Genomic DNA, 13683 nt, shown 5'->3' with positions numbered 1-13683 from the left:
GGCGGCCCCAGCTATCTCGGCTACACCCAGTGGGCGCTGGCCGCCGAACCGCCGCCGGAGCTGCGCGCCATGGTGGTGCAGAACGGCATCCACGACCCGCACTCCTTCTTCTACTCCGGCGGTGTCCTCAACCTCGAGAACGCATTGGTCGCCACCGTCGGCCTGGTGAACTTCGAACACGGCCTCGGCGCGCTGCKGCGCGCCTCCACCCGGCTGCAGCACAACCTGCGCCGAGCCACCCGGGGCCTGCCACTGCGCGAGGCGTACCCGGCCGGGACCGGGGGCCGGGTGGCGTTCCTGGACGAGGCACTGGACCACCCCGACCCCACCGATCCGTACTGGGCGGGCGCCGACCTCGGCCCGGTCGCCGAGCGGCACGCCGTACCGACCGCGCTGGTCGCCGGCTGGTCGGACGTCTGCCTCGACCAGACCCTGCGGCAGTGGAAGCGGCTGCGCACGGCCGGCTGCCCGAGCTCGCTGCTGATCGGGCCGTGGACGCACACCTCCACGCTCGGCCCCGGCCTGCCCGAGGTGTTCCGGGAGAGCCTGGCCTGGCTCCGGGCGCACCTGTGCGACGACCCGTCGGGTCTGCGGGCGCAGCCCGTACGAGTGAACCTGGGCGACAACTGGCGCGACCTGGCCGACTGGCCGGGCGAGGGTATCGAACGGCGCTGGTACCTGGCGGACGGACGGCTGGCCCCCGAGCCGACCGAGACGGGGCCGGTCGGCTTCCGGGTCGACCCGGCCGACCCGACGCCCTCGGCCGGCGGCCCGCTGCTCTCCCAGCAGGCCGGCCCCCGGCGGAACGACCGCCGGGAGGCCCGCCCGGACGTGCTGACCTTCAGCACCGCGCCGCTCTCCGAGCCGGTCGAGCTGCTCGGCCCGGTCGCCGTGGACCTGCTGGTCACCGCCGGGCACACCGACCTGTTCGCCCGGCTCTGCGACGTCGACCCGCGCGGCCGCTCGGTCAACGTCTGCGACGGAGTCCTCCGGCTCACCCCGACCGGGTCCGGACCGGTCGCCGTCATGGTCGACCTCGACCACACCGCGCACCGCTTCGCCGCCGGGCACCGGCTCCGTCTCCAGCTGAGCGGCGCACCGCACCCCCGGTACGCCCGCAACCCCGGCACCGGCGAACCCGACGCCACCGCGACCACCCTCGTGGCTACCGAGCTGACCGTCCACCAACCGTCGGCAGTACGGGCCCTCGGCGGCGGCCGTACACCTTGAGCCCGTATCATCTGGCTGCGCCGGACGGTGCCCTGTGAGCCCGGCGGCGCCGGTGCGACGACGGGGCGGCGCGCCCCGGTTTCCGTGAACAGAACAGGACCAGAGCTGATGCGCACCCTCCCCCAGATAACCGCGGCGGGTGCCCGGTGATCGAGTGGTTCCACGCCGCCGTACTCGGCCTCGTCCAGGGCCTCACCGAGTTCCTCCCGGTCTCCTCCTCCGCCCACCTGCGGGTGTTCTCGGCCCTGGTGGGCTGGCAGGACCCGGGAGCGGCCTTCACCGCGGTGACCCAGCTGGGTACCGAGACGGCCGTGTTGATCTACTTCCGGAAGGACATCGCGGCGATCGTCTCGGCCTGGGTGGTCGCGCTCTTCAAGCGCGAGCGGCGCAGCGACCCGAACGCCAGGCTCGGCTGGTTCGTCATCCTGGGCACGCTGCCGATCGCCGTCTTCGGGGCGCTGTTCCAGGACACCATCGAGACCACCCTGCGCGATCTGCGGGTGATCGGCACCACGCTGATCGTGTTCGGCGTGATCCTGGCGATCGCCGACCGCACCCGAGCGGTCCGGCACGCCAAGCCGATCAGCGAGCTGACGCTGCCTCACGCCATCGGGTACGGGCTGGCGCAGTCACTGGCGCTGATCCCCGGGGTGTCCCGCTCGGGCGGCACGATCAGCGCGGGCCTGCTGCTCGGCTACAGCCGGGAGGCGGCGGCCCGGTACTCGTTCCTGCTCGCCATCCCGGCCGTGCTGGCCTCCGGCGTGCTGGAGCTGTTCAAGATCGGCGAGGGCCCGGCCCCGGCCTGGGGGCCGACCATTCTGGCGACCCTGATCGCCTTCGTGGTCGGCTACGCGGCCATCGCCTGGTTCCTGAAGTACATCTCCAGCCACAGCTTCATGCCGTTCGTGATCTACCGGGTGGCGCTCGGCATCCTGATCATCGGCCTGGTGACGGCGGGCGTGCTGGCGCCGGACGCGGGCGTCCCGGTCAAGTGACCCCCGGTGGTGCCGTCGCTCAGCTGTCTGCCGAGCGGCGGCGCCACCAGATCACACCGCCGACCGCGACCAGCAGGACGGCGACCGTGCCGATGACGATCCCGCCGTTGCCCGCACCCTGGTCGGTGTGCTGCTCCAGGACCAGCACCGTGGTCGCGGAGGCCGCCGGCGAAGGCGAAGGCGTCGGGGACGGGGACGGGCTCGGCGTGGGGGTCGGCGTCGGGCTGGGAGTCGGTGCGGCCAGCACCACGGCGCCGGGGGCGGCCTTGGCCAGCTTGAGCACCGGGGCCGGGTTCTTCGGCTCGCTGCCGCCCTGCGGGACCTCGATCCAGCGGTCCACCTGGGTGTCGGTGTAGAGCACCAGGGTCTTGAACACCACCTGCTGGGCGTCCGGCAGCTGACGCACCTTCACCTGGTACTCGGCGTTCTTACCCGGTGCCAGACCGGGCCCGGCCACCGAGAAGCCCTCGGCTCCCGGCTTGAACGTCCAGCCCTCCGGGGCCTTCACCAGACTCACGTCGGCGGGCGCGATCCCGGCCGGCAGCACCACCTGCACCTCGTCGATCCCGGCCGTGTCCGACTCCCCCGCCGCCTTGAACGAGAGCACGGCGTCCACCGCCAGTGCCTGGGCCTGCTGGGAGGTGACCCCGGTGTGCGCGAAGGCGGGGCCGCCGAGCAGCACCACCCCGGCCAGAGCGGCTGTCGGCGCGGCGACTCGGGCGAGCGAGCGGTAACGGATCATCAGCGGCGAGGCTCCCGGGTACGGACGGGCGGAGGGCCCGTCCATCATGCCAGTCGCCCCGCGCTCGTCGGCCCGAAAGGGCGACCTTGCTTCAGTGCCCGGTCAGGCGCCCGCGGATGACCGCGTGCAGCTCGGCCTCCTCGGCCGGATCGGCGGCCAGTCGGCGCAGCCGCTCCAGCACCCGGACGTCGCCGGTGGTGGTGACGTGGCGGGCGGCCAGCTCGCGGGTGGCCTCCTCGCAGTCCCAGAGGCACTCGACCGCTATCCCGCGAGCGAAGTGCGGGTCCGTGACGGCCAGCGCGCGGGCGGCCCGGCCGCGCAGCTCGGAGGAGCCCGCCTCGCCGTAGACGTGACGCAGGGCGGGGACGGCTCCGGCGGCGGCCAGCCGCCCCACACCGTCGACCAGGGTGCCGAGGCCGGCTCCGGTCACGCCCCGGACCGAGATCCACTGGCGCAGCCCGTCGACCACCAACGGCCCGTCGGCCGGTTCGCCGGCGTCGGCGAGCAGTTGGACGGCGACCTCGCCGAGCGCGCTGTCGGCGCCACCGGTGGCGGGGTCGGCCCAGCGGCGGGCATGGGCCAGGGCTGCCGGGCCGCGCATCCGGCCGAGCACCGACAGGGCCGCGTTGACGACCCGTTCGTCGATGTCGGCGGCGGCGGCCTCGATCAGATCGGCGGCGTCCGGATCCTGCTGGTCCACCAGGTAACGGAGGGCGGCCGTCCTGGCCCCGGGCGAGCCCGTCCGGGCGGCCTCCAGCACCGTCTGCCGGTCCTCGGGACGCACCACGGCGGCCAGGCAGCGCGCGGCGGCGGCCGCGCGGCGTTCGGCGGAGCCGCCGGGCTCGGCCTGGTCCGCCCAGGCGAGCACATCGGTGGTGCTCCAGCCGGGGGTGATCCCGCCGCGGTTCATCTGCCGCTGCCACAGGTCGAACGGGGACTGCTCGCTCGCGGCGGCGATCCGGGGGTGGTGCGCGGCCCACAGCCGCCACGGCCGGGGCTCGTACGCAGCTCTGATCGCGGCCCGCAGCCCGGCGTCACCCTGCGGGTCGGCCGGGAAGCGGCCGAGCACCGACGGGGCCAACGAGAGCAGGGTGCGGTCGTCGTCGCGCAGCGCCAGCTCGTCCAGCGCCCAGGCCCAGTTGGTGCCGACCGCGACGTAGCCGCGAAGCAGGTCCAGGGCGTCCCGGCGGCCGTACGCGGCCAGGTGGCCGAGCACCGCCAGGGCCAGGCCGGTCCGCGACTCGTCCGGCTCGAAGACGTCCTCCGTGGCGTGCAGATGCTGCTCGAGCCCGCTGAGCGGCGCCTCCAGCTCCATGAAGAGGCGAGCGTAGTAAAGGGAGCGGTTCTCGACCTGCCAGTCGGCCCTGGGGTCGTTGGTGACGCACTCCTCCAGGGCGGCGATCGCCTCGTGACGGTCGGCCGCGAGCGCATGCAGCTGTCCGTCACCACGGCCTCGCTGGAGGAGGCCGAGGAGGCTGGCACTGGGCGCTATCACTGGCTCGAACATGACGTCAGCATCCGTTGCGGCGGTCGTGGTGGCAACGGGATTTCCGTCGCCGGGGGGTCTGATGGCTCCTGCAAGGGCGCCCGGGCGCCGGAATCACCGAAGGTTACCGCCTGGGCGCCCCTTACGCACACAGGGCCGATCAGGTCGGTTCCCGGACCTCGTCGCCGCATATGCCAATGGAACTTCCGTGAAGGAATTGCCATAACCCCTCACACCCGTCCCGCCCCCATGGCAGAGTCTTCCCACCGCCGCACGCCTTGGGCGTCCTCCTTGCCCATACCTTCGTGAGGGGTAGCGATGAGCACCGCCGTCTGGGACCTGCGCACCGACCAGGTCAGCTGGCAGCCCGAGGTCTACCGGCTGCTCGGCCGTGATCCGCGGCTCGGGCCGCTCAGCCTCGACCAGCTGCTCCGGGCGGACCGGCCCACGCTCCGCCGGGTGGTCACCTCCGCGCTGCTGCGCGGGCAGGCCGAATCCGGCCTGGTGCCGATCGAACAGCCCGGCGACGAGCCGCGCCACCTCCAGGTCACCGGCGTACCCATGCTCGACCAGGACGGCCAGGTGACCGCCCTGCGGATGTCACTCCGTCAGCTCGCCTGAGCCTCGGCAGCCCTCTCGTCCACCCTGCGGGGCTCAGATCTCCCGGCGGGCCTCGGGCAGCACCGCGTGGATCTCCGCCCGCAGCTCGGCCACCGCCGGCACGCCCTGGTAGCGGCTGGACAGCCGGTACATCTCGCGCAGCCGGTCCCAGGTCCGGGTCGAGGAGGTCTGGCCGATCGAGTTGAGCGCCAGCTTGGCGTGCGTCATTGCCCCCTCCGGCTCGCCGGAGAGCCAGTAGACCGAGGCCAGGGTGATCTCGTCGAGCAGGCTGGAGCGCTCCCGGCCGGTGGTCGCCCGCAGGTCCATCGCGCGCTGCGCGTGCCGCTCGGCCAGCCGGGCCGCGCCCGGGTCGTGCTCGGCCAGCGTCCGGTAGACCAGCGCCTGCATGCCGTGCAGCTCGGCCTCGTTGAAGGTGGCCATCCAGGTGGGCGCCGCCAGGTCGCTGTGCTGGACGAACAGCTCCTCCGCCTCGCCGAGCACCCGGCGGGTGGCGTCGGCCCGGCCGAGCGCGGCCTGCGCCCACGCCTCCACGGTGTGCAGCATCGCCCTGGTCTGCGGCAGCATCTGATCCCCGCTGCTGGCCCGGGCCAGCTGCATCAGCTCCAACGCGTCGTCGGCCCGGCCGAGATGGAGCATCTGCCGGGCAGCCCGGGAGATCGCCTCACCCGCCCGCGGCCGGTCGTCCGCCTCCCTGGCCGCCTGCGCCGCGATCACGAAGTACCGCTGCGCGGTGGGCTCCAGGCCCACGTCGTGCGACATCCAGCCGGCCAGCACCGCCAGGTTGGCGGCCACGATCCAGAGCCGCTGCTTCACGTCGGGCCGCAGGTCGTGCGTGAGCAGCCCGCCCACCTCGTTCAGCTGGCCGACCACCGCCTTGCGCTGCAGGCCGCCGCCCCGGGAGGCGTCCCAGGCCCGGAAGACCTCCACCGACCGCTCCAGCGCGGTCACTTCCTCCGCGCCCACCGGGCCCGGCTCGTACACGTCGATGACCGGCCGGGGCCCGCCCTGGGTGATCACTCTTCGGAGGCCCGGCCGTTGGACTGCGGCTGCCACGTCGGCGCCCCGCATCCAGTCGTAGAGGTTGTCGCCGATGACTGTGCCCGCGGCGAGCGCGGTGCCCGCGCCCACCAGTCCGCGTCGGTTGAGCATGAGGTCCATTCCCGTGAACTCGGTGAGGACTTCAGCCGTCCGATCCGACTCCCAGGGTTCTGCTGACGGCGTGCTGCCGGACCTGGTGGGCCGGTGTCGTTCCAGACCGAGGTCCTCAGTGGTGACGACACGGCCGAGCCGCTCGGTGAACACGGCGGCCAGTAGTCTCGGCACCGGATCGCGGGGGATCTCCCCCTGCTCCATCCAGCGCCGTACCCGCGAGGTGTCGGTGGACAGCTGCTGCTGACCAATCGCCGCACCGCGCCGGTTCACCAACCTCGCCAACTCGCCCTTGGACCAGCCGGTCAGGGCGAACAGGTCGGCGAATCTGGCGTTCGGCCCCTTGCTCACGTGAAGCCCCCAGGAATCCTCGGCTGCTCTCGACCCTAGTGCGCTGGCATGTGCCGCGCGACCATTCGCCACGCTTCGCCAGGGTCCGCCACATGGTGCACCAGTGCTGACCGGGTGTCAGGTAGAGATGCGCCACCCCGACTCCGGGTCGGAAGGCCCGAAAACGGCTCAGGGACTGCCCTGAGCAGCCGTCAACGGACTTTCCGGGGCCTCACCCGAGGGGGTGGCGCGGCAGGGTGGCGCACAGGCGCCGGGCATGGCCAGGGCAGGCGCACGGCACGTACTCCCCAGGGTGCGGGTCGTGACGGCCACTCAAGTTCCGTGCCCGGCGCCTGCGCTCCACCCCTCCGCCCCGGCGGTGCACCGCGACGGTGCACACCTCCGTCACCCGGGGCAGTCCGTAGCAGACACCGGCAGAGGCCAGCCGCCGGCCAGGAAGGGACCCTCACCACCCTATGTACTCCTCAGCGACCACCGGCACCTCCACCCAGACCCGTACCGCGCTGCGCCCCCCCACCGCAGCCGGCGGTCGCCCCGGCCAGGGACCGGCCCCGTACCGCGACCCGAGGGCGCTGGCCACCGCACGCGGCCTGCTCCCCCGTCAGGCCGACCAGCTGGCGGCCCGCAACGGCACCGACCGGCTGCACCGCGGCCGCGCCCTGGAGGCCGCCACCGCCGACCGGCTCGACCCGGCCGCCCTGCAGACGCCCGCCGTACGGGCCGCCCTCGCCAACATCTCGCGGATATGCCCTGGCTTCCTTCCCCGCCAGGTCCTGCGGGAAGGCAGCCGACACATCCTGATCGCCGGCACCATCGGCCGGGCACCCGTGGTCGCCAAGTGCCTTGCTCCGCAGGCGCTTCGCAGCGAGCACGCCGAGCAGTTGATCGAACGATTCCACCACGAGGTCTCGGTCTACCGGGCCTTCGTCCGGCACCGTCCGCCGGTCCGGCTGCCCCGGCTGGTGGCCGCCGACCACGAGCGCTGCGTGCTCGTGATGGAGCGGGTACCGGGCCGTCAGGCCGCCCGCGAGCGGCACCCGGTGAGCGCGCCGACCCCCGGCGAGCTGCGCGCGGTGCTCGGCTCGATCCGTTCGCTGAACCTCTGGCGGCCGCCGACCGACGTGTTCGGCAAGCCGCTCGACTACCAGCTGGAGATCTCCCGCTTCCACTCGGTCGGCCAGCTCACCGACCGGGACGCGAGCGACCTGCGGGCCCTGCTGCACGGCCTGGCCGGCAGCCCGCTCCAGCTCTGCCACGGCGACGCGCTGCTCGGCAACATCCTGCTCGCTCCGTCGGGCCCGGTCCTGGTCGACTGGGAGCAGGCCGGCTGGTACCTGCCCGGGTACGACCTGGCGGTGCTCTGGAGCGTCCTCTCCGGGGACTCGGCCGCCCGCCGCCAGATCAGCCAACTCGCCCAGTCCGGCGGGACGGTGGCGCGGGACGCGTTCCTGGTCAACCTGGTCCTGGTGCTGATGCGGGAGATCCGCCTGCACGACGTCCCGGGTGCGGGCGAGGAGCAGCGCATCATGATCCGCCGCCTCTACGACGACGCCGCACTCGCCCGCCGGGCGGTGCGCACCGCCGTGGGTACCCGCTGAGCAGAGGCCTTTGCAGGTGCTCAGCCGGTTACGGTCCAGGGGCTCGGGGAACTGCGAGGAGATCTGGCGTTCGGGTCACTGCGAAAGTGCCTGACCATCCACACAGGTGCAACGCTCCACAGGTCGGCGTCGCCCACGCGGCGGAGCCGCACATCAGCAGGGCCCCGAGCCCCTGGCTGCCGCAGCGTGTGCCCGAATAGCTAGCCCAGGAGGGTGCGGGCGAGACCGTCGAGGACGATGTCCTCGGGTGCGAGGTGGGTGCGCCCGCTGAGGACGTCGCGGAGGTAGCGCTCCAGGGGGTGGCGGCGGCTGAGGCCGGGGTTGCCGGTGAGGGTGACGGCCTGCTGGACGGCTGCGGTGGCGGTGCGGTTGACCAGCAGCTGGGCCGCCCCGGAGCGGGCGGCGGCCGCCTGGTCGCCCTGGTCCACCCGGGCGGCCAGGCCGTACAGCAGTTCCTCGGCGCCGATCAGCGAGGCTTCGATCTCGGCCACCGCCGTCCGGTACCTGGGCACGGTCGCCAGCGGCTCGGTCAGATTGGCCGGAGTCCGCTGGCCGAGGAACCGAATCAGCCATTCCTGCGCGGCCCGGGCGACGCCCAGGTGTACGGCGGAGAGGGCGAGTTCACGCCAGGCCCGGTCCAGTCGGTCGGCGGGCGGCTCCTCGGCAAGGGTTCCGGCCAGCCCGACCACCGCGTCGGCGGCCACCGCGACATCGGTCAGCAGCACGTCGTGCCCGGCGCTCGCCCGCAGACCCAACTGGTCCCAGACCGGGTCGAGTTCGATGCCCGGGCTGTCACCGCGGACCAGGAAGAGGCCGGTCCGCGGAACGGTCTCCTCGGTCCGGGCCCGGMCCGCCAGCCAGGCCAGCGCCTCGGCTCCCGCGCAGAAGGTCTTCCGGCCGGTCAGCCGCCAGCCGCTGCCGTCCCAGCGGGCCACCGTGGCCAGCCGGCCGCCGGGCTCCGCGCGCAGCGTGTTGACCAGGGCGGGGCCCCGGCGGGATTCGGTCAGCAGCCGGCGGTAGACCCCGGACGGCCAGCTGCCGTTCCTGGCCTGCTCGGCGTGCTGGAGCAGGGTGAAGGCGGTGAGCACCGCCACCGAGGCGTCCCCGCGCCCGAGTTGGGCGAGCAGCCGGACGGTGTCGGCGAGCGTGCCGCCGGGGCCGCCGTAGCGCTGACCGATCGTCAGGGTGAGCAGCCCGGCCTCGTGCACGGCCTCGATGCCCTGGTACGGGAAAGTGGCGTCCCGGTCGTGCTCCTCGGCCCGGGCCGCCAGCAGGTCGACCACCCGGGGCAGCCGGGCGAGGGCGTCCGCGACGGGTGAGGTGCCATCAGTGACGGTCATGTGCGGATGCCTCCGGGCGGCAGCGTGGTGCGCGGCGAACTGCGGGCGGGCGCACCGGCGAGGGCGCGCGGAACCGTAGGCGACAACCTCGTGCAGAACGGCTGGATTCAGCCGGAGGCGGGCCGCCGGAGGAGTCGACTCCCCCTCAGCGGCCCGGACACGCCGCGCTCGCGGTACGCCGCAGATCGAGATAGCTGCGCCGGGTCAGCAGCAGGGGGCGGGGACACGACATGCTGGTGACTGTACGAAGCGTTGATCAGTACCGTCAAGCAGGGTCTGGCCGGAAATCAGCCCTGCTGGAACATGTCCGCCGGGAGCGGCTTGAGCAGCTGGTAGAGATCGTCCGCAATCGGCCGGTCCCAGGAGGCGATGGTGACCTGGACGCCGTCGCTGCGGCCGAACTGGGCGCAGAACACCCGCTCCTCGCTGACCTTGACCTTCCGGACGATCAGCAGGTCGTCGCCGAGCATGACCGGGAAGTCCTCGGCCGAGACGAACTCGACCGGCTCCTCGTTCTCCAGTGCGGTGAGCAGCTGGCGGATCTCGAACGGGACACCGTCCTCGGCGTCCCGGGCCGGCGATCCCTCGGGCAGATTCCCGATGAACATCGCGGGGCCACGACCGCCGAACAGGTCGTACCGCAGGAAGATGCCCTGACAGGAGCCGTCCGGGCCGCTCATCATCATGGCGCCGAAGTCGCCCGGCCAGTCGCCCGGGTCCATCGCGAGCACGTCGAAGTCCGGTCCCGCAGGAGAGCCGGAGCGGCGGCGGAGAAATGACATGACACCATCGTACGGTGCGGTCACGCCCTGCTCACGGGGCGGGTGGGTGCCCCGGGCGAGATCCACGCTCAGAGACCAATGTTGACTCTGAGCAACCGTCCGGGCTACGTTCGGTTCAGCACGACAGCCGCTGTGGGCTCGATCCACCGGGGGGCGGTGTTGTCGCAGCGCGTCCGCGTGCGCGTTCCCTCATGCACATCGTCGTGCGACACCCGAGTCACCTGCACAGGCACTTTCCGCTGTCCACCGACCGTCGAGTAGCGTCAGGCGCAGAGCAGCACACACAACACCCATAGACCAGGTTCGCGGGGCCCCGGCCCGTCGCAGCTCGCGAACCTGCCCGGGACACCGCCGCGTGGGGGCGTGCGGATCCCGGGAACCCGGCACCGGTCTCCGAGTCGCTCTCGGAGCCGAAGCCACGCCTCCCGGCGACGGCGCACCCAGGTGCGTCCGGGGTTCTACCTCGGGAGGGGTCCGGCACTTGTGCCCGGACCGCACAGCAGGCGCCGTGCCTGGACGCGTGGGGGCGTTGGGCACGGCGTCTGTCTGCTTCTTACTGTGAGCCGTTACTTGTCGGACAGTCAACGACTATCGGACCATCAGATTTCTTTCCGGTGCCGACTGCCGTCCCGCCGAGCTGACGAAGTAGGAGTCAGCGTGGGTCGAACTCGCCGTCCCGCGCCCCGAGAACGAACGCGCGCCACTCGGCCGGGGTGAAGACCAGCACCGGCCCGTCCGGCTCCCGCCCGTCCCGCATCGCGATGTACTCGCCGACGAAGGCGATCTGTACCGCGCCGTCGCCCTGGTCGCTGGAGAGCCACTCCGCCCCGGTGAGGTCCAGCTCCGGCTTCGGGCCCCATCCCTGGGCTGCCCCGGTCTCGCTCGCCACGCTGGTGCCACTGTCGGCCGCCACTGGATGCTCCTCCCTGTCGAACGTGACCCCACCCTAGCCAGCCGGGCCCGGCCTGCACCGGCTTGCCGCTTTCGCCCCTCCGCACGGGGCCGGATAAGTCGTTCCACCCCGCCTGCGACACGTGCTGTGCTAGGGCCGGGCGGATCCGGTCGCGACCGGGGTACGGCTGCGAGAGTGTTGTTCCACGCCCCGTCAGAGGACGCCCCGTCAGACCGTGTACCGCAGAGGCCCCGAGGAGCAGTCATGGAACGCCGGGAGGACCCCCGGGCCGATGTGATTCCCATCTCACAGGCCCCGTCCGCGCCGCACCCCGGCGAGCCGGAATCCGAGGTTCCGCGGCACCCCCGGGCGGCCGGGCTCGGGCGGGTCGGCGTGGTGCTGGTCTCGCACAGCCAGCGGCTGGCCGAGGCGGTCGCCGCGCTCGCCGTCGGGCTGACCGGGACCGACGACCCGGCGGCGGTGGCCGCCACCGGGGGCAGCCTGGCGGACGGGCTCGGTACCAGCGCGGTCCTGGTGGCCGCGGCGGCCCGCCGAGTGGACCAGGGGCACGGGGTCGCGGTCCTGGCCGACCTGGGCAGCGCGGTCGACACCGTCCGGGCGCTGCTGACCGACGCGGACGAGCACGGGCTGCCGTTCCCGGTCCGGCTGGCCGACGCCCCGTTCGTGGAGGGGGCGGTGGCGGCGGTGGCCACCGCCAGCGCGGGCGGGGACCTGGCGGCGGTGCTGGACGCGGCCGAGGAGATGTACCGCCAACGCAAGCTCTGAGCCACGGATCCACCCGATCCGCACCGGAGTTCACGAGATCCGCACGTCGGTGGTGGCCACGCCGATAGCATGCGGCGCAGTGCGCCCGAGGCGGGGAGGCCGCGGGCCGACGGTGGGGGGAGCTTGAACATGCGGGTGGTCGTGACCGGCGGAGCCGGTTTCATCGGAGCCAATCTCGCCCGGGCCCTGCTGGCCCGTCCCGAGGTGGACCACGTGGCCGTGGTCGACAACCTCAGTACCGGCAGCAAGGCCAACCTGGCCGGCCTGGACGTGACCCTGCACGAGGGCACCATCCTGGACCCGGCCCTGCTGGACGGCGCCTTCGCGGGCGCCGACGCGGTGGTGCACCTGGCCGCGCTGCCCTCGGTGCCGCGCTCGGTGGCCGATCCGCTGGCCAGCCACCACGCCAACGCCACCGGCACCCTGGAGGTGCTGGAGGCGGCCCGCCGGGCGGGCGTCGGCTACCTGGTGGCGGCGTCCTCGTCCTCGGTCTACGGGGCCAACCGGGAGCTCCCCAAGCGGGAGACCATGCGGACGGCGCCGATGAGCCCGTACGCGGTCAGCAAGCTGGCCACCGAGGCGTATCTGACGGCCTACCACCACTGTTACGGGCTGGGCGTGCTGCCGCTGCGGTTCTTCAACGTGTTCGGCCCGCTGCAGCCCGCCGGGCACGCGTACGCGGCCGTGCTGCCCGCCTTCCTGGACGCGGCGCTGGCCGGGCGGCCGCTGACCGTGCACGGGGACGGCGGCCAGAGCCGGGACTTCACCTACGTCGGCACGGTCACCCAGGTGATCAGCGAGGCGGTGGTCCGCCGGGTGGTGCACGCCGACCCGGTGAACCTGGCCTTCGGCACCCGGACCACGCTGCTGGAGCTGATCGACGAGATCGGCTCGGTGCTCGGCCTGCCGCTGGCCGCCGAACACGTCGAGCCCCGGGCCGGTGACGTCCGCGACTCGCAGGCCGACAACAGCCGGCTCCGGGAGCTGTTCCCCGAGGTGGTACCCGTGCCGCTGCGCGAGGGCATCGAGCGCACCGCCGAGTGGTTCCGGACGCTCTGATCCCCGGTCGGGCCCGGTCACTGACTCCGGATCAGGCCGGGTCGCCCGTCGGCGGGGTGAAGGAGAACACCGTCTCGGCCTTTCCCGCCAGGGCCAGTTCGAGCCGGTAGCGGGCGTAGTCGTCCAGCTCGGGCAGCTCGGTCGGGGCGAACCAGGCCACCTCCAGCGACTCGTCGTCGTTCACCCGGGCGTCGCCGGAGACCTGGCGGCAGCGGAAGGTCAGGTCCAGGTACTGGGCCTGGTCCCCGTTCGGGTAGCTGAGCAGCGGCGACACGGTCACCGACGCCAGTGCCTCCGGCTCGACCACCAGGCCGGTCTCCTCGAACACCTCCCTGACCAGCCCGTCGGCGGGCTGCTCCCCCGGGTCGAGGATGCCGCCGAYGATCGACCAACGACCGGAGTCGGAACGGCGGTTGAGCAGCACCCGGCCCTGCTCGTCCCGGACCACCGCCCCCACGCCGGAGAGCCAGAGCGGACGGGTGCCGACGACGGAGCGCAGCTCCGCCAGGAAGGAAGGAATGGCCATGGCCCGACCCTATGCGCTCGGGGGGGTGCCGATGACTCCCAGGACTCGATCCGGAACCTGATCACGGGTCTGTCCAAGGCCAGGAAGGTGATCCAGGCCGGCCGGATCGACCGGCTCACTATCTCC

Annotated in this window: 12 protein-coding genes and 1 pseudogene; 6 read left to right on the top strand and 7 right to left on the bottom strand. The window is 73.0% G+C overall.

The genetic code is table 11. From position 1 onward, the window contains the following. Window positions 1-15: 15 nt before the first annotated feature. Both ACXJMZ_RS21525 and ACXJMZ_RS21520 read left to right on the top strand, forming a co-directional pair. A pseudogene (locus tag ACXJMZ_RS21525) lies at window positions 16-1230 on the top strand (CocE/NonD family hydrolase); the annotation flags it as partial. Window positions 1231-1379: 149 nt separating this feature from the next. Next, entirely contained in the window at window positions 1380-2225 is an 846-nt protein-coding gene (locus tag ACXJMZ_RS21520; RefSeq protein WP_457031707.1) for an undecaprenyl-diphosphate phosphatase, read from the top strand. 19 nt (window positions 2226-2244) lie between these two features. On the opposite strand, the gene ACXJMZ_RS21515 is transcribed toward ACXJMZ_RS21520, so the two are convergent. Further along, window positions 2245-2967 (bottom strand): DUF1775 domain-containing protein, encoded by a 723-nt coding sequence (locus tag ACXJMZ_RS21515; protein ID WP_457031691.1) that lies wholly within the window; start codon window positions 2965-2967, stop codon window positions 2245-2247. Between the two features lie 91 nt (window positions 2968-3058). Then, window positions 3059-4474: a HEAT repeat domain-containing protein gene (locus ACXJMZ_RS21510; protein WP_457031690.1), complete on the bottom strand. Its 1416-nt coding sequence runs from the start codon at window positions 4472-4474 to the stop codon at window positions 3059-3061. Between the two features lie 297 nt (window positions 4475-4771). Between ACXJMZ_RS21510 and ACXJMZ_RS21505 the strand changes: the two genes are divergently transcribed. Further along, window positions 4772-5074: a PAS domain-containing protein gene (locus tag ACXJMZ_RS21505; protein WP_057233917.1), complete on the top strand. Its 303-nt coding sequence runs from the start codon at window positions 4772-4774 to the stop codon at window positions 5072-5074. 33 nt (window positions 5075-5107) lie between these two features. Here ACXJMZ_RS21505 and ACXJMZ_RS21500 read toward each other — a convergent pair whose 3' ends face one another. Further along, a complete protein-coding gene (locus tag ACXJMZ_RS21500) occupies window positions 5108-6574 on the bottom strand; it encodes a DNA-binding protein NsdB (protein WP_457031689.1) in 1467 nt (488 codons plus the stop codon). A 455-nt stretch (window positions 6575-7029) separates the two neighbouring features. Here ACXJMZ_RS21500 and ACXJMZ_RS21495 point away from each other — a divergent pair, with 455 nt between their 5' ends. Beyond that, window positions 7030-8172, top strand: coding sequence for an aminoglycoside phosphotransferase family protein (locus ACXJMZ_RS21495; RefSeq protein WP_457031688.1), 1143 nt, complete (start codon window positions 7030-7032; stop codon window positions 8170-8172). A gap of 200 nt (window positions 8173-8372) precedes the next feature. On the opposite strand, the gene ACXJMZ_RS21490 is transcribed toward ACXJMZ_RS21495, so the two are convergent. The 3 genes from ACXJMZ_RS21490 to ACXJMZ_RS21480 all read right to left on the bottom strand — a co-directional run bounded on the left by ACXJMZ_RS21490 (window position 8373) and on the right by ACXJMZ_RS21480 (window position 11183). Then, the gene (locus tag ACXJMZ_RS21490) at window positions 8373-9512 is read right to left on the bottom strand and encodes an acyl-CoA dehydrogenase family protein (protein ID WP_457031687.1); all 1140 of its coding nucleotides are present in this window, start codon (window positions 9510-9512) and stop codon (window positions 8373-8375) included. Between the two features lie 287 nt (window positions 9513-9799). Further along, entirely contained in the window at window positions 9800-10294 is a 495-nt protein-coding gene (locus tag ACXJMZ_RS21485) for a hypothetical protein (protein ID WP_184922226.1), read from the bottom strand. Between the two features lie 652 nt (window positions 10295-10946). Next, a complete protein-coding gene (locus tag ACXJMZ_RS21480; RefSeq protein WP_457031706.1) occupies window positions 10947-11183 on the bottom strand; it encodes a DUF397 domain-containing protein in 237 nt (78 codons plus the stop codon). Window positions 11184-11450: 267 nt separating this feature from the next. Between ACXJMZ_RS21480 and ACXJMZ_RS21475 the strand changes: the two genes are divergently transcribed. Continuing rightward, window positions 11451-11972, top strand: a complete 522-nt coding sequence (locus tag ACXJMZ_RS21475; protein WP_457031686.1) for a PTS sugar transporter subunit IIA domain-containing protein — start codon at window positions 11451-11453, stop codon at window positions 11970-11972. A gap of 129 nt (window positions 11973-12101) precedes the next feature. Continuing rightward, the gene (locus ACXJMZ_RS21470) at window positions 12102-13031 is read left to right on the top strand and encodes an NAD-dependent epimerase/dehydratase family protein (RefSeq protein WP_457031685.1); all 930 of its coding nucleotides are present in this window, start codon (window positions 12102-12104) and stop codon (window positions 13029-13031) included. Window positions 13032-13062: 31 nt separating this feature from the next. On the opposite strand, the gene ACXJMZ_RS21465 is transcribed toward ACXJMZ_RS21470, so the two are convergent. Then, window positions 13063-13557 carry an NUDIX hydrolase gene (locus ACXJMZ_RS21465; protein ID WP_457031684.1) on the bottom strand — a complete coding sequence of 165 codons (495 nt, stop codon included), beginning with the start codon at window positions 13555-13557 and terminating at the stop codon, window positions 13063-13065. Window positions 13558-13683: the final 126 nt, after the last annotated feature.

This window comes from Kitasatospora sp. P5_F3 (genome assembly GCF_054049135.1).
This window is presented reverse-complemented; position numbering and strand designations above follow the sequence as displayed.